Consider the following 14,967-nt stretch of genomic DNA (forward strand, 5'->3'; position numbering starts at 1 on the left):
CGCACCGACCGGGAGTGCCGCCGCACCCGGCTGGGGTGCAGGATGATGCCCACCCCCGTAGATCCACCCCCCGAGGAGTCCCCGTGGGCGTACCTCCCATCCGCCCCGCCGACCGCGCGTTCGTCAAGCCGCGCCGCCGGCTGCCCGCCGCCGTCGCCGCGCTGGTCGCGCTGCTCGCCGTCGGGGCGGGCGTCGTGGTCAGCCTCGCCACCCCGGCCCCGCGCCCGGCGAGCGCGCCGGCCGGCGACTTCAGCGCCGCCCGGGCGTACCGGACCGTCGAGGTGATCGCGGCCCGGCCGCACGTGGCGGGCAGTGCGGCCAACGACCGGGTACGCGAACACCTGGTCGGCGCGCTGCGCGGGCTGGGCCTGGAGACCGAGGTGCAGGACGCGGTGGCGCCCGAGGCCGGTCAGCTCAGCGGCGCGGCCGGCGGGGCGACGCTGGCGCGGGTCCGCAACGTGGTGGCCCGGCTCCCCGGCACCGACCCGACCGGCAAGGTCTTCCTGGTCGCGCACTACGACTCGGTGCAGACCGGGCCGGGCGGCAACGACGACGCGGCCGGCACCGCCACCATCCTGGAGGTGGCCCGGGCGCTGACCACCGGCCCGCGCCCCCGCAACGACGTGGTCTTCGTGCTCACCGACGCGGAGGAGGCGTGCCTGTGCGGCGCCGCCGGCTTCGCCGCCGACCACCCGCTCGCCGACGGCGGCGGGGTGGTGCTCAACCTGGAGGCGCGTGGCTCCACCGGTCCGGTGATCATGTTCGAGACGTCCCGGAACAACGCGAAGCTCGTGGACGTCTTCGGCCGGGCCGCCCCGCACCCGGTGGGCACCTCGTTCGCCGTGGAGATCTACCGGGCGCTGCCGAACGACACCGACTTCACCGCGTTCCTCGACCGCGACTTCGTCGGGCTCAACTCCGCCTACATCGACGGCGGCGCGATCTACCACACCCCGCTCGACGTGCCGGCCCGGATGGACCGGGGCAGCCTCCAGATGCACGGCGACAACGCGCTGGGCCTGGCCCGCGAGTTCGGCCGGACCGACCTGGGCGACCTGCGGTCCGGCCACGACGACACCTACTTCCCGGTGCTCGGCCTGCTGGTCCGCTATCCCGGCGGGTTGAACCTGCCGCTGGCCGTGGCCGCCCTGCTCGCGGTGGGCGCGCTCGGCTGGCTGCTGCGCCGCCGGGGCCGGGCCACCGCCGGCACGCTCGCCGCCGGCGCCGGCCTGGCCCTGGCGCCGGTCGTCGTGGCCCCGCTCGGCGCGTGGCTGCTCTGGGCCGCGATCACCACGATCCGTCCCGGGTACGCCGAGCTGCTCGACCCGTACCGTCCGGGCTGGTACCGCCTGGCCGTGGTGGCGCTCGCCGCCACGGTGCTCCTCTGTTGGTACGCCCTGCTCCGCCGCCGGTTCGGCCCGGCCGCGCTGGCGTTCGGCGGCCTGCTCTGGCTGGCCCTGTTCGGCGTGCTGCTCGCCGTGCTGGTGCCCGGCGCGGCGTACCTGACGACCCTGCCGGCCCTGGCCGGCGCGCTCGCCGGCCTCGCGGCGATCGCCACCCGCCAGGACGGCCCGTGGCCGGTGGTCGCGGTGACGCTCGCCGGCGCGGTCGCCGTGATCATCCTGCTGCCCACGGTGGTGCTGCTCTTCCCGGCGCTCGGCATGGGCATGGGCGCGGTGGCCGCGCTGTTCGCGACGCTGCTCGGCCTGGCCGCGCTACCAGGGGTGGACCTGCTGCACCCCCGGGCCGGCGGCCAGCGCGGCCTGCTCGCGCTGCGCGCCCGCCGCCTCGGCGCGCTGCCGGCCGGGGCCGCGTTCGTGGCGGCGGCGGTGTTCGCCGGGGTCGGCCTCGCCGTCGACCGTTTCGACGCCGACCATCCCGTGCCCACCCACCTGATGTACGCGCTCGACGCCGGCACGCGGAAGGCGGCCTGGCTCAGCCACGAGGAGATGCCGCAACCCTGGACCGACAGCTACGTCGACCGGACCATCTCGGTGGCCGACGACTTCCCCGGGATCGGCGACGGCGAGTTGCGCGCCGGCCCGGCTCCGGCGGCGTCCCTGCCCGCGCCGAAGCTGGAGGTGCTCGCCGACGACCGCACCGGCGACCAGCGGGTGCTGCGGGTGCGGGTGACCCCGCAGCGGTCCGTCCGCCTGCTCACGCTGCACGTGGACACGCGCACCGCCACCGTGCGGTCCGCCACGGTGGCCGGGCGGGACGTGCCGGTCAAGGCGCGCGAGGGCCGGTGGGGCTTCGGCGTCGTGTTCCACGCGCCGCCGCCGGAGGGGGTGGAGATCACGTTGACGCTGGTGCCGCGGGGCGACACCGTGACGGTGCGCGCGATGGACGCCAGCGACGGGTTGTCCTCCGTGCCCGGGTTCCGGGCGCGTCCGGCGAATGTGGGCGTGGTCGGCTCGCACAGCTCGGAGATGCTGGCGGTGGCGCAGACGTACACGCTTTGATCAACGCCATCTCGCCGAAGTGGCGGTATCCGGGCGCCGGGATACCGCCACTTCGGCGTACCGGCGGGCCTCAGGCCGTTCCGGGGGCGGGCGTCGCGCGCTCGGCCGCGCGGCTGACCCGCTCCCAGCCGGCCCAGGTGTCCATCCGCCGGCGGGAAAGGTCGAACGCCAGGTCGTACACCATGCTGCCGAGCAGCAGCCGCAGCGGCGGATCGTCGCTGTCGACGAGTCGCAGCAGAGCCTCGGCGGCCAGCCGGGGCTCGCTGTCGACGGAGCCTTCCGCCCACTGCCGCTCCAGCTCGGCGCGGAGCGGCGCGTACGCGTCCATCGGGGTGGTGGCGCTGACGCTCGTGTAGAGGTCGGTCCAGTAGCCGCCCGGCTGCACGATGCTGACCTTGACGTCGAAGGCCGCCGCCTCCGCCGCCAGGGCCTCGCTCATGCCCTCCAGCGCGAACTTGCTCGCGCTGTACAGCCCGGTGCTCGGGAAGCCACCGAGCGCGGCGATGCTGGAAACCTGCACGATGTGGCCGGACCGTTGCGCGCGCAGGTGCGGCAGCACGGCCTGGCTGACCCACAGCGCACCGAAGACGTTCACCTCGAACTGGGCCCGCGCCTCGGCCTCGGTGAACTCCTCGATCATGCCCATGGACAGGGTGCCGGCGTTGTTGACGACGACGTCGAGCCGCCCGAAGTGCTCGACGGCGCTGGCCACGGCGGCGAAGACGGCCGCCCGGTCGGTCACGTCCAGGGTCAGGGTCAGCAGCCGGTCGCCGTGCCTGGAGTCGAAGTGGTCCCGGGTGACGGTCCGGGCCGCGGCGGCCACCCGGTCGCCCCGGTTCAGCGCGGCCTCGGCGAACGCGCGGCCCAAGCCGCGGCTGGCGCCGGTGATGAACCAGGTGCGCATGTCGGTGTTTCCCTTCGGTCGATGAGACGAGACGGTCCGTCTCGACCCTGCCCCCTCCCTCCCCCTTCGTCAAGACGAGACGGTTCGTCTCGCTGTATGGTGCTCCCATGACGCCGCCGAACACGGCCCGCCGGCGGGAGACCTCCCGCCGCGCCATCCTCACCGCCGCCTTCGACCTGCTCCAGGAGATCGACTACGCGAAGGTCAGCATCGAGGGCATCGCCGCCCGCGCCGGCGTCGGCAAACAGACCATCTACCGCTGGTGGCCCTCGAAGGGGGCGGTCATCCTCGAAGCCTTCCTCCTGATCAGCGAGGGCGCCGAGGGCGAGCCGATCCGGCTGCCGGACACCGGCGACCTGGCCGCCGACCTGACCGAGGTGCTGCGGGCCACCGTCGCCGAGCTGACCGACCCCCGGTACGAGCCACCGATGCGCGCGCTGGCCACCGAGATCGCCCACGACCCCAAGCTGGCGGCGGCCTACCACGAACGGCTGGACGGGCCGCTGCGGGAGGCCAAACGGGAACGCCTGCGCAGCGCCCAGCAGGCCGGACAACTCGCCGAGGACATCGACCTCGACATCGCGGCGGACATGATCTGGGGTCCGCTGTTCCGGCGGTGGCTCCACCGCAGCGGACCGCTCACCACCGACTACGCCGACCGCCTCGTCGCCACCGCCCTCGACGGGCTGCGGCCTCGCGGCTCTCGGCAGTGATGTCGAGGGAGGCCGGCCCTGCTCCTCTGCCGGTGCCGCGCGCCTACGCGCTCCGGCCTGCTGGCTGGCGACGTCACTTCGCGCGTACGTGGCGGTAGACGACCTGCAACTCGGACAGGTTGTGGTCGACCACGCTGAGCTCCTGCCCGGAAACGGCCTCGCGGAGCCGGGCCGCCTCCTCGGGCTCGACGGCGGAGGTGCCGTACTTCTGGTTGGCCTCCTCGCGCTTCCCCGGGCGGTAGGTGTAGTACGCGTCGACCCGTCGGACATCGAGGTTGTCGGAGCACTGCTGGATGTAGTCCCGCGCCTTCGCCAGCATCGGCGCCACCTGCGTGTCGATCGGCCCGTCGGCCTTGAGCATGAACTCGTGCTTGGTTGACCCCTGGGTGAGCAGGAAGGCGTGCCGTTCCCAGTCGATCTTCAGCGCGAGGTAGGCGACGATCGAGTCGTCCGGACCGTACGCGATCAGCTTCACCTGGGCGAGCAACCTGTCACGGATGCTCCTCATGATGATCTCGAGGGCGGACGCCGGTGCCCGCACCGCGCTGGCGATCTCCCGGGCGACGTGCGCGATGACGTTCAGTCGCACGAGGACCACCACTTCCGGGTCCACATCGACGGAGACGTCGATGTCGTCCTCGCCGTCGTCCATCACTCACCACCCGTCCGGAAGTAGGTCAGGCGCCGCCGGGTGAGACCTCGCCGCTGCAACGCGTCCTCGATCTCGTCGAGCGTCACCCCGCCGACGCCGTTGGCGTACCGCTGCCGCGCCTCGACGATGCCCATCTGCGGGTTTTCCGAGAGGAAGTCGAAGATCTTGTCGCCGAGGCACTCCACCAGGGCGGACGAGATGGCGGCCACGGAGAGGCCCGGATAACGGGCGGCAAGCTTCTCGACCTGCCCGAGCGTGAGTCCGGGCACCCGCGCGTGCAGCGCAGAATAGATCATCTCGGCCCGTTCGGCGGTGTTCGGCTCCCAACTGAAGACCCGCATCCGGCCGGGCCTGATCAGCGGTCCGTGCAGCGTCGACAGATCGTTTGTGGTGAGCACGATCGGAAATCGCCGGCTCGTCCCCACGTCGCACATCCGCACGTCGTCGGCGAGGTTCATCAGGAAGCCCGTCAGGAGCTGCGAGTTCACCGTGTAGCGGGCGTTCCGGTCCCGCCCGGCCGGCCCGAGGTCGAAGTCCTCCAGGACGAGCACCGGATAGCTGTTCTCGACCTCGGCGTGCTGCGCGGCCCGTTTGTAGAGGCCGCGAAGCTGCTCCACCGGGCGGCCCTCCGAACGTCCGCCCAGCTCCGACGAGGAGAACCGGAAAGGGACGAAACCGGCGGCCTTGAGCGACGCCGCGGTCTGGAACGACTTTCCGTCACCGGGCGGACCGACCACGGCCAACAGCAGGGGATAATTGTCCAGGCACGACACGGCGAAACAATGGGAGAGAACAGCCTTGCGAAACCGTTCCGGCACGCTCACTCGGGGTCGACCTCATTTCGCGTCTTTCGATATTCGAAGGTGTCACCCTGCTGCAGCAGAAAGTTGACGTCGGTCAGGATTGCGACCTGCAGTTCCTTCTCCGACATCCCGGCGTACTCGCTCTTGCGGCGGACCAGTGGCAGCACCTGCTGACCCGGCGGTGGCGCCGCGACCGGGGCCACCGGGGCGACCGGAGTCGGCCGCTGCCGAGGCGGAGCGGGGGCGACAGCCGGGCCGGACGCCGGTCGGACGCCCCGGACATGCGCCACCGGTTTCGTCGGTGCGGGTCGCTCCGGCCGTTCGGCCTTGACGGCCCTGACCGTGTATACACCGGTGATGAGCGCCGCCAATACGCCGAGAGCAGCGACTACTATTTCCGTCATTGGTACCGCTCCAGGGGTGGGTCCGACGAGTCTACGAAGATTCCGCCAATTGCCAGTATGGCCGGACGGGGCAAGGTCGACGGCTCTCCGACCCGTCCCGATGCCCGCCCAGCCAAACCCCGACGACCCGATGGTCAACTGTCACCGGCCGGACCGGACCATGCGATCACCGTCAATCAGAAGCACGACAGAAGCGACCTGGAGTTCGATGGCATTCGAGCCATCATGATCGCGGTCCGCGGGACTCCCATCCGCGGATACCGGGTCGCCGGCCCCACATCCGCTCGCTACGCTGCGCCGCATGCGGCTGGAGACTGTCACTCCCGACAACTACGAGGCGGCGCTCGCGCTGTCGGTGCGCCCCGATCAGGAGGACCTGGTCGCGCCGGTGGTCAAGTCGCTGGCCGAGGCGTACGTCTTTCCCGAGCACGCCTGGCCAAGGTTGATCTTCGACGGCGACCGGCTCGTGGGCTTCCTGATGGCCTTCTTCGACATTCCGTGGGGCGATGATCCCGACGACAGGCGCGCCGGCCTGTGGCGCCTGAACATCGCGGCCGACGCGCAGGGCCACGGCTACGGCCGGTTCGCCGTGGAGGCGGTGTGCGCGGAGATCCGCGCCCGGGGCGGCACCCGGGCGTACGTCACCTGGGAGCCCCGCGACGGAGGGCCGGAGCCGTTCTACCTGAAGCTGGGCTTCCGCGCGACCGGCGAGCAGAGCGAGGGCCAGACGGTCGCCGTCCTGGACCTGTAGCGCCTCCCTGATGTCGGCCCCCACTGGCATGATCCGCGCCGTGGGGATTCTCTGCGATTACTTCTCGGCGCCCTCCGATGAGGCTGCTGCCGCGGTCGCCGACGTCCTGGGCGGTCCGCGCGCGGCGGCCGATCCCGGCTTCGATGTCGTCGAGCTGAAAGGGATCGAGCCGGCCGTGCGGCTCGGGACGCTGGAGGCGCTACTGACCAACCTCGATTACGACGCGGTGACGCGGAACCCCCGGCAGGGCAAGGCCGTCGCGGTCCGTGATGACGGCGAGGTGCTGGTCATCTCGCTGACCGACGAACTGCGAGCCGCGCTGGCCGACGCCCCGGAGAGTCGGCTGCGTGAGGTGGCGCGGCCGTGGTCCGAGACCGAGGAGTTCTGGGGGCAGGGTGACCAATCGGTCCTGGCCGAGGTGCTGATCGAGCTGGCCGGGTTGGCTCGCCGGGCGACGACCCGGGACGAGCGGCTCTACTGCTGGGTCTGCGTCTAACCGCGTCAGTTCGGAGAGGTGGGGCGCGCTGTCGGACACGGTCGTCCGCAGCGGGATCGGAAACCAGGCCGAGGATCGCACTCAGGACGGTCAGGAAGACATTACGCGGCTGCTTGTGCAGCCAGACCAGCACGTCCCGGTCGATCTGGACCTTCACGCCGCCTCACCGTTGGCTCGGTCGGCTAGCAGGGCCTCCACCTCTTTCGGGTCGACTCCGAGCGACTCCAGGGCTGCCGACAATGGGATGAACTGGCCGTCTGCGCGGGATCGAGCAATCGCCTCGGAGTCCCGACGGTCACGGAATGCCTCGATCTCCTCCCACTCGTCGATGCCGACCAGCACGGCGACGGGTCGTTCGTACTTGGTGATGATGACCGGTTCACCGGTACGTTCGACCGCCTCCAGCACCCGGCCCGCACCATCGCGGAACTCCCGCAACGTCATCGTCGTCATGTACCGGACTGTACCACGCGGTACCGTGCCAGATATAACGTGATTGCCCGATCGGAGCGCCCGGCTTACCGCCACCTCGGTGAAGTGGAGTGGATCAAGCGCCAGCCAAGGGCTACTTCCAACGAAAGTGGACGAACAGGCGGCCGAAGTTCTTCGAGTCCTTCTCGACCCGGTGGTAGAGCTGCTTGACGTCCTTCTGGTCGAGGAAGCGCAGCACCTTCTTCTTGAGCGCGCCGGAGCCCTTGCCCGGGATGATCTCCACGAGCGTGGCCTTCTTCGCCACCGCCTCGTCCATGATCCCGCGCAGCGCGCGATCGATGTCGTGGCCCTTGTTGTAGATGTCGTGGAGATCGAGCTTCAGCTTCACGCTTCCATCCTAGGTACGCCGAAGGGCAGCCCAACCGGGCTGCCCTTCGGCACCGCTCACCGACCGACCCGTCCCTCGACCCGCTTGAGCGCGGTGGTGTAGTCGGTGTTCGTCGAGTACATCGCCGCCGCGATGCGCAGGTGCCGCAGCGCGTCGGCCGGCCGGTTCATCCGCTCCAGCGTCCGGCCCAGCACGTGGTGCGCGTAGTGGTCGCTCGGGTCCCGGTCGACCAGCTCACGCAGGTGCTCCTCGGCCCGGTTGAGCTGGGCCGACTGAAAGTAGGCGCGGGCCAGCAACTGCCGCACCGAGGAGTTGTCGGGCTCCGCCTCGATGATCGGCTCGAGCAGCCGGGCCGCCCCGGTCGGGTCCCCGGAGTCGAAGAACATGGTCGCCCGCCGGTACTCCGCCAGAAGGTCCACCTGACCCACCTCCTCGTGTCGCGTCAGCCCTTTGTCCGACGCTGGCACAACACCGAAGGAACCGCGAGTGTTCCACCCGGTAAAGATCAGGGCGTGGGGTCGTACCTTTCGCCCACCAGCTCCCACGCCCGGACACCACCCACGATTCCGGCCGTGTTCGGGACGACCACGACGTCGTCCCCCATCCGGGCCACCTGCTCCGGCCGGATCAACCGCGAGTTGCCCCCGCCCAGATAGAGCCGGTCCCAACGGAACACCGGCCGCAGGCCGTCGACCACCTGCCGGATCCGCCGGGACCAGAACGCGTCACCGAGGCGCCGCCGTTCCGGCTCCCCGACGTACGTGTCGTAGGTGGTGTTCCACCGCACCGGCGCGTGCGACAGCTCCAGGTGCGGGGCGATCGTCCCGCCGTCGAAGAGCGCGCTGCCCAGCCCGGTGCCGAGCGTCAGGACCAGTTCGCAGCCGGTCCCGGCGACCACGCCGGCCCCGTGCACCTCGGCGTCGTTGAGGACCAGCGCCGGCACGTCGAACGCCTCGGCCAGCGCGCCGCGCGCGTCGTACCCGGACCATTCCGCGACCAGGTCGGGGTCGACGCGGCTGCGCGGCCCGGAGCGGGTCACGTAGTGCGGGGTGGCCACCACCACGCCGTGCCGGATCATGCCGGGCATCCCGACGGTGAGCCGGTCCGCCGCGGGCAGGCGGGCGCCGAGATCCCGCAGCGTCCGCACGAACACGGCCGGGGGCAGGGGGTACGGCGTGGGCACGCGCAACGGGCGGGCCCGCATGGTGCCGGCGGCATCAAGCACGGAGGCTTTGATCCCGCCGCCTCCGCAGTCGATCGCCAATGTGGTCACCACGGCTGTGAGTCTCCCTCACGTCGGTACCTTCCCAAGCGCGGGACACGGTAATCCGGATGCGCCCGCCGGTATTCTCGGTGTCCTGATGAGCGCCACGTTGATCGCCAAGGATCTCACCGCCGGCCACGGTGACCGCCTCCTCTTCGAAGACCTCAGCCTGGTCGTCGCGCCCGGCGACGTGGTCGGCCTGGTCGGGGTGAACGGCGCCGGCAAGTCCACGCTCCTGCGGACGCTCGCCGGCCTCCAGCCCCGGGAGCAGGGCACGGTGGCGTTGAACCCGCCCAGCGCCACGGTCGGCTACCTGCCGCAGGAGCCGGAACGCCGGCCGGGCGAGACGGTCCGTGACTTCCTGGCCCGGCGCACCGGTGTGACCGCCGCGCAGGCCGCGCTCGACGCCGCCACCGAGGCGCTGACCGCCGGCGCGGCCGGCGCCGACGACGCGTACCCGATCGCCTTGGAACGGTGGTTGGACCTGGGCGGCGCGGACCTGGACGAGCGGGCCGAGCAGGTCGCCGCGGAGCTGGGCCTCGACGTTGGCCTGGACCATCCGACGGTCGGGCTGTCCGGCGGGCAGGCGGCCCGCGCCGGGCTGGCCTCGCTGCTGCTCAGCCGCTACGACATCTTCCTGCTCGACGAGCCCACCAACGACCTCGACCTGGCCGGGCTGGACCGGCTGGAACGCTTCGTCACCGGGCTGCGCGCCGGCACCGTGCTGGTCAGCCACGACCGCGAATTTCTCACCCGCACGGTCAACCGGATCGTCGAGCTGGACCTGCATCAGCGGCAGGTCAACCACTACGGCGGCGGCTACGCGGCCTACCTGGAGGAACGCGCCGTGGCGCGCCGGCACGCCCGCGAGGAGTTCGAGGAGTACGCCGACACGAAGGCCGACCTGGAGGCGCGCGCCCGGACCCAACGGGCCTGGATGGAGAAGGGCGTGAAGAACGCCCGCCGCAAGGCCACCGACAACGACAAGATCGGCCGCAAGTTCCGCACCGAGGCGACCGAGAAGCAGGCGGCGAAGGCGAAGCAGACCGCCCGGCTGATCGAGCGGCTGGAGGTGGTCGAGGAGCCGCGCAAGGAGTGGGAGCTGCGGATGGAGATCGCCGCCGCGCCCCGCGCCGGCGCCGTCGTGGCCGCGCTCCGAGGCGCCGTGGTACGCCGGGGAGCCTTCACGCTCGGCCCGGTGGACCTCCAGATCGACTGGGCCGACCGGGTGGCGATCACCGGGGCGAACGGCTCCGGCAAGAGCACCCTGCTGGCCGCGCTGCTGGGCCGGCTGCCCCTGGACGAGGGGCACGCGGCGCTCGGCCCGGGTGTGGTGGTGGGCGAGGTCGACCAGGCCCGCGGGCTGTTCCTCGGCGACCAGCCGCTGCTCGACGCGTTCGCCGCCGCCGTACCCGAGCTGAAGCCCGCGGACGTCCGGACGCTGCTGGCCAAGTTCGGCCTGCGGGCCGACCACGTGCTGCGCCCGGCGGCGACGCTCTCCCCCGGCGAACGGACCCGGGCCGCGCTGGCGCTGCTCCAGGGCCGTGGGGTCAACCTGCTGGTGCTCGACGAGCCGACCAACCACCTCGACCTGGCCGCGATCGAGCAGTTGGAGTCGGCGCTTGCCGGTTACCCCGGCACGCTGCTGCTGGTGACCCACGACCGGCGGATGCTCGACGCGGTGAGCGTCAACCGGCGGCTGCGCGTGACGGACGGACGGATCGCCGAGGACTGATCCGTGCCGGCCCGCCGGTCGGGGGCCACAATGACCCCATGCTCAAGTGGGAGTACGCGCTGCTGGTCCGCCGCCGCCAGGCCGCGACCACCGACGCCGGGTGGGAGATCGTCTTCCACTGGTACGGCCCGGACGGCACCATGGTCGACGTCACGCCCTACGGCGACACCTCGCTGGTCCACCTGAACCGGGCCGGCGACCAGGGCTGGGAGCTGGTCGCGATGAGCGAGGACCCGTCGTTGGAAGGCCACGCCGAGCTGCACCGCTATCACCTGAAGCGCCCGAAGTCGCCCGCTCCCCAGCCCCGCCAGCGCCTCCGCCCCACCCGCCGAGCGCTCCCCACCTGACCCACCCCAACCCCCCTCCCGGCGCGTTGATCATGAAGTTAGCGGCAGCTCCGTGCCCGATTTGTCGCCGCCAACCCCATGATCAACGGCCCTGCTCCGGCAGTTCCGGGGCGGGACGGCGGACGGCGGGGCGGGGCTGCGGGGTGTGTGTCGGGGTGGAACGGGTATCGCGCGGCCGGAGGTGGCGCATGGTGGCGATGGGGCAGGCCGCGCCCTCGGGTGAGCGGCTCCGCCAGGCCGACGGGTTCCTCGCCGAGGCGTGGGCCGACCTGGCCCGGCATGACGACCGGCTCCGGGGCACGGCCGTCGAGGTGCGCTTCGACCGCGGCGTGGCACACCTGACCGGAGCGGTCGCCGACCCGGCGGAACTGCGGCTGGTACGGGAGTTGATCGGTCGGCTGGCGGGGGTGCTCGGGGTGTGGTGCCGGGTCGGCGTCGCCGGTCGCCCGCCGGTGGTGGTCGACCTGGGCTGCGGCGCGACCAAGCAGTGGCCGGGCAACCTGGGGCTGGACATCTATCCGGCGACCGGCGTGGACGCGGTCGCCGACCTCTCCGGCCCGCTGCCGCTACGGGACGACTCGGTGGACGTGTTCTTCGCGGTACACATCGTCGAACATCTGATCGACTTCCTGCCGCTCTTCGACGAGTGTCACCGGGTGCTGCGGCCCGGCGGCGTCCTGCACGTGATGAGCCCCTGGTGGCGACACGTCAACGCGGTCGCCGACCCGACCCACGTCCGCCTGCTCGACGTGCAGACGTTCAAGGGCATCTGCGGTCAGCGCCCGCCCGGCGCCCCGCGCTGGTATCCGCTGCACGTCGGCTGCGACGGCGCTTCCATCTTCGCCGATCTGACCCCCCTGCCCGCGGATGCGGCCCCTCCATCCCCTTCCCACCTGGCCCGCTTCTTCGACTGAGCCGGGTCAGACGGGTGGGGCGGATTCGCGTAGCGCCAGGCGGTGGGGGGCCACCAGTTCGCGTGGAGGGGCGTCGCGGTCGGCGGCGAGGCGGTCGGCGAGGAGTTCGACGGCCAGGCAGGCGATGTGTGCCTTGTCCGGCGCGACAGTGCTCAGGGTCGGGATGGAGAAGCGACCGTCCTCGATGTCGTCGAACCCGGCGACCGCGACGTCGTCGGGCACGCGCAGGCCGGCCTCGTGCAGGGCGCGCAGCGCGCCGAGGGCGAGCGTGTCGTTGAAGCAGAAGACGGCGTCGGGGCGTACCCCCGAGGTGAGCAGGTGCCGCATGGCGGCTGCGCCGTCCGCGCGGTGCCAGGCCGGCGCGGACGCCACCAGGCGGTCGTCGGGTTCGATGCCGGCCTCGGCCAGCGCGGCGGCGTAGCCGGCCAGGCGCAGCCGGGCGCTGGCGCCCTCGGGGGTGCGTTGGGTGCCGATGGCGGCGATCCGGCGGCGGCCGAGCCCGGCCAGGTGGGCGGTGATCTCCCGGGCGGCGGCCACGTTGTCGATCATGATGTGGTCGGCGGGGCCGTGGTCGACGCGTTCGCCGAGTAGCACCATGGGCAGGCCGTCGAGGCTGGCGAGGTCGTCGGCGGTGAGCGCGAGCGGGCTGAGGATCAGGCCGTCGATCATGTGGTCGCCGATCCCGCTGGCGGCCTTGCGTTCCTGCTCCGGGCCGCCGCTGGTCTGGTCGATCAGCACCGTCCACCCGTGCTGGGCGGCGGCGGCGACCACGTGGCGGGCCAACTCGGCGAAGTAGGGGAGGTCGAGTTCGGGCACAGCCAGCGCGATCACGCCGGTGCGCCCCGTGCGCAGGTTGCGGGCGGACAGGTTGGGCCGGTAGTGAAGTTCGGCGATGGCCTCCTCGACCCGGGCCCGGGTGGCGGCGCGCACGTGCTGGTAGCCGTTGACGACGTTCGAGACCGTCTTCACCGACACGCCGGCCCGTTCCGCCACGTCCTTGAGCCTGTGCCGCACTTGACCTTCCTCCCGCCGCCACTGCGGCGAACTCTACCGCGTGACGACGACGTCCCGACCCCCTTTACAGGACGGGTTACAACGTTGTAGAAACCAGGGGCACGGTGACCGACGTCACCGGGCAGCAGCCCCCGAGGGAAAGGTGGCATCCGTGCCGAACGCGCAGCTCACGGTCGATCCGGCATTCCGGGTCGGCGAGGCCGACCGCCGGATCTTCGGCTCCTTCGTCGAGCACATGGGTCGATGCGTCTACGGCGGGATCTACGAGCCCGGGCACCCGGACGCCGACCCGCGCGGCTTCCGCCGCGACGTGCTGGAGATGACCCGCGAGATGGGCGTTTCCGTGGTCCGCTACCCGGGCGGCAACTTCGTCTCCGGCTACCGCTGGGAGGACGGCGTCGGTCCGGTCGGCGACCGGCCCCGCCGGCTCGACCTCGCCTGGAAGACGATCGAGACCAACGCGTTCGGGCTGGACGAGTTCATGACCTGGGCGACCGCCGCCGGGGTCGAGCCGATGATGGCGGTCAACCTCGGCACCCGCGGCATGCCCGAGGCGTGCGACCTGCTGGAGTACACCAACCACCCGGGCGGCACCCGGCTGTCCGACCTGCGCCGCGAGCACGGCGCCGAGCAGCCGTACGGGGTGCGGCTGTGGTGCCTCGGCAACGAGATGGACGGGCCGTGGCAGGTCGGGCACAAGACCGCCGAGGAGTACGGCCGGCTGGCCGCCGATACCGCCCGCGCGATGAAGATGATCGACCCGTCGATCAGCCTGGTCGCCTGCGGCAGCTCCGGCCGGCAGATGCCCACGTTCGCCGCCTGGGAGGCGACCGTGCTGGAGCACACCTACGAGCACGTCGACTACATCTCCGCCCACTCCTACTACGACCCCGCCGACGGCGACCGGGCCAGCCTCCTCGCCTCCGCGGTCGACATGGACGCCTTCATCACCGAGGTGACCGCCACCGCCGACCACGTCGGCGCGAAGCTGCGGCAGAAGCGCAAGCTCAAGGTCTCCTTCGACGAGTGGAACGTCTGGTACCAGTCCCGCCTCCAGGCCGACCTGGACCGGCGCGGCTGGGTGGAGGCGCCGGCGTTGATCGAGGACGACTACACCGCCGACGACGCGGTGGTGGTCGGCGACCTGCTGATCACCCTGCTCCGGCACGCCGACCGGGTCGGGGTGGCCTGCCAGGCACAACTCGCCAACGTCATCGCCCCGATCCGCACCCGCACCGGCGGCCCCGCCTGGCGGCAGACCATCTTCCACCCGTTCGCCCTCACCGCCCGCTACGCGCGGGGCACCGTGCTGCACACCGAGCCGGTCGGCCCGACGTACCCGACCAGGAAGTACGGCGACGTGCCGGTGCTGGACACCGTCGCCGTGCACGACGACGAGACCGGCGGCCTGGCCGTCTTCGCGGTCAACCGGGGCCCGGAGGACCTCCCGCTCGACCTGGACCTGCGTGGCCTGCCCGGGTTGCGCGGCGAGGCGCACACCACCCTCGCCTCCGGGGCCGACCCGGCGGCCACGAACACCGAGGCCGACCCCGAGCGGGTCACGCCGCGGGAACTCACCACCCCCGTCCTCGACGGTGGTCGTTGCCCCGTGGTGCTGCCCGCCACCTCCTGGAACCTGCTGCGCTTCGCGCCTCGCGGGTAAGGCGGGGGCCCTTATTAACGCTTTC

At 71.9% G+C, this 14,967-nt stretch carries 17 protein-coding genes; 8 read left to right on the plus strand and 9 right to left on the minus strand.

Going from position 1 to position 14,967, the window contains the following annotated elements; genetic code table 11:
* Window positions 1-83 precede the first annotated feature (83 nt).
* On the plus strand, window positions 84-2,462 hold the full coding sequence (locus O7613_RS22285) for a M28 family peptidase (protein ID WP_282289813.1): 2,379 nt from the start codon (window positions 84-86) through the stop codon (window positions 2,460-2,462).
* 70 nt (window positions 2,463-2,532) lie between these two features.
* On the opposite strand, the gene O7613_RS22290 is transcribed toward O7613_RS22285, so the two are convergent.
* Window positions 2,533-3,366, minus strand: a complete 834-nt coding sequence (locus O7613_RS22290; RefSeq protein ID WP_282289814.1) for an SDR family NAD(P)-dependent oxidoreductase — start codon at window positions 3,364-3,366, stop codon at window positions 2,533-2,535.
* A gap of 107 nt (window positions 3,367-3,473) precedes the next feature.
* Between O7613_RS22290 and O7613_RS22295 the strand changes: the two genes are divergently transcribed.
* Window positions 3,474-4,079 carry a TetR/AcrR family transcriptional regulator gene (locus O7613_RS22295; protein ID WP_282289815.1) on the plus strand — a complete coding sequence of 202 codons (606 nt, stop codon included), beginning with the start codon at window positions 3,474-3,476 and terminating at the stop codon, window positions 4,077-4,079.
* 73 nt (window positions 4,080-4,152) lie between these two features.
* Here O7613_RS22295 and O7613_RS22300 read toward each other — a convergent pair whose 3' ends face one another.
* From O7613_RS22300 to O7613_RS22310, 3 genes are read right to left on the minus strand one after another with little or no spacing between them, the layout of a single operon-like run.
* On the minus strand, window positions 4,153-4,731 hold the full coding sequence (locus O7613_RS22300) for a hypothetical protein (RefSeq protein ID WP_281586516.1): 579 nt from the start codon (window positions 4,729-4,731) through the stop codon (window positions 4,153-4,155).
* The gene (locus tag O7613_RS22305; protein WP_282289816.1) at window positions 4,731-5,555 is read right to left on the minus strand and encodes an AAA family ATPase; all 825 of its coding nucleotides are present in this window, start codon (window positions 5,553-5,555) and stop codon (window positions 4,731-4,733) included. Before O7613_RS22305 ends, O7613_RS22300 begins: the two co-directional genes overlap by 1 nt.
* Complete coding sequence (locus O7613_RS22310) at window positions 5,552-5,737, minus strand: hypothetical protein (RefSeq protein ID WP_282289817.1); 186 nt, start codon at window positions 5,735-5,737, stop codon at window positions 5,552-5,554. Before O7613_RS22310 ends, O7613_RS22305 begins: the two co-directional genes overlap by 4 nt.
* 502 nt (window positions 5,738-6,239) lie before the next feature.
* On the opposite strand from O7613_RS22310, the gene O7613_RS22315 reads away from it, so the two are divergent.
* Both O7613_RS22315 and O7613_RS22320 read left to right on the plus strand, forming a co-directional pair.
* Complete coding sequence (locus O7613_RS22315; protein WP_282289818.1) at window positions 6,240-6,689, plus strand: GNAT family N-acetyltransferase; 450 nt, start codon at window positions 6,240-6,242, stop codon at window positions 6,687-6,689.
* Window positions 6,690-6,699: 10 nt separating this feature from the next.
* A complete protein-coding gene (locus O7613_RS22320; protein WP_282294662.1) occupies window positions 6,700-7,185 on the plus strand; it encodes a hypothetical protein in 486 nt (161 codons plus the stop codon).
* A 153-nt stretch (window positions 7,186-7,338) separates the two neighbouring features.
* On the opposite strand, the gene O7613_RS22325 is transcribed toward O7613_RS22320, so the two are convergent.
* The 4 genes from O7613_RS22325 to O7613_RS22340 form a co-directional block, all read right to left on the minus strand.
* Window positions 7,339-7,638, minus strand: coding sequence for a type II toxin-antitoxin system Phd/YefM family antitoxin (locus O7613_RS22325; protein ID WP_282289819.1), 300 nt, complete (start codon window positions 7,636-7,638; stop codon window positions 7,339-7,341).
* 112 nt (window positions 7,639-7,750) lie between these two features.
* Window positions 7,751-8,005, minus strand: a complete 255-nt coding sequence (locus O7613_RS22330) for a Smr/MutS family protein (RefSeq protein WP_013288724.1) — start codon at window positions 8,003-8,005, stop codon at window positions 7,751-7,753.
* Window positions 8,006-8,061: 56 nt separating this feature from the next.
* On the minus strand, window positions 8,062-8,424 hold the full coding sequence (locus O7613_RS22335; protein ID WP_089155326.1) for a tetratricopeptide repeat protein: 363 nt from the start codon (window positions 8,422-8,424) through the stop codon (window positions 8,062-8,064).
* 86 nt (window positions 8,425-8,510) lie between these two features.
* The gene (locus O7613_RS22340) at window positions 8,511-9,281 is read right to left on the minus strand and encodes an ROK family protein (RefSeq protein WP_282289820.1); all 771 of its coding nucleotides are present in this window, start codon (window positions 9,279-9,281) and stop codon (window positions 8,511-8,513) included.
* Between the two features lie 85 nt (window positions 9,282-9,366).
* Between O7613_RS22340 and O7613_RS22345 the strand changes: the two genes are divergently transcribed.
* The 3 genes from O7613_RS22345 to O7613_RS22355 all read left to right on the plus strand — a co-directional run bounded on the left by O7613_RS22345 (window position 9,367) and on the right by O7613_RS22355 (window position 12,265).
* On the plus strand, window positions 9,367-11,004 hold the full coding sequence (locus tag O7613_RS22345; protein ID WP_281586508.1) for an ABC-F family ATP-binding cassette domain-containing protein: 1,638 nt from the start codon (window positions 9,367-9,369) through the stop codon (window positions 11,002-11,004).
* Between the two features lie 38 nt (window positions 11,005-11,042).
* Window positions 11,043-11,351 (plus strand): hypothetical protein, encoded by a 309-nt coding sequence (locus O7613_RS22350; RefSeq protein WP_282289821.1) that lies wholly within the window; start codon window positions 11,043-11,045, stop codon window positions 11,349-11,351.
* Between the two features lie 188 nt (window positions 11,352-11,539).
* On the plus strand, window positions 11,540-12,265 hold the full coding sequence (locus O7613_RS22355; RefSeq protein WP_282289822.1) for a methyltransferase domain-containing protein: 726 nt from the start codon (window positions 11,540-11,542) through the stop codon (window positions 12,263-12,265).
* A gap of 6 nt (window positions 12,266-12,271) precedes the next feature.
* Here the strand turns inward: O7613_RS22355 and O7613_RS22360 are convergent, their stop codons facing one another.
* Entirely contained in the window at window positions 12,272-13,279 is a 1,008-nt protein-coding gene (locus O7613_RS22360) for a LacI family DNA-binding transcriptional regulator (protein WP_282289823.1), read from the minus strand.
* Window positions 13,280-13,430: 151 nt separating this feature from the next.
* On the opposite strand from O7613_RS22360, the gene O7613_RS22365 reads away from it, so the two are divergent.
* Entirely contained in the window at window positions 13,431-14,942 is a 1,512-nt protein-coding gene (locus tag O7613_RS22365) for an alpha-N-arabinofuranosidase (protein WP_282289824.1), read from the plus strand.
* Window positions 14,943-14,967 lie beyond the last annotated feature (25 nt).

Origin of the sequence: Micromonospora sp. WMMD975 (assembly GCF_029581215.1) — a bacterium.
Taxonomy (GTDB): domain Bacteria; phylum Actinomycetota; class Actinomycetes; order Mycobacteriales; family Micromonosporaceae; genus Micromonospora.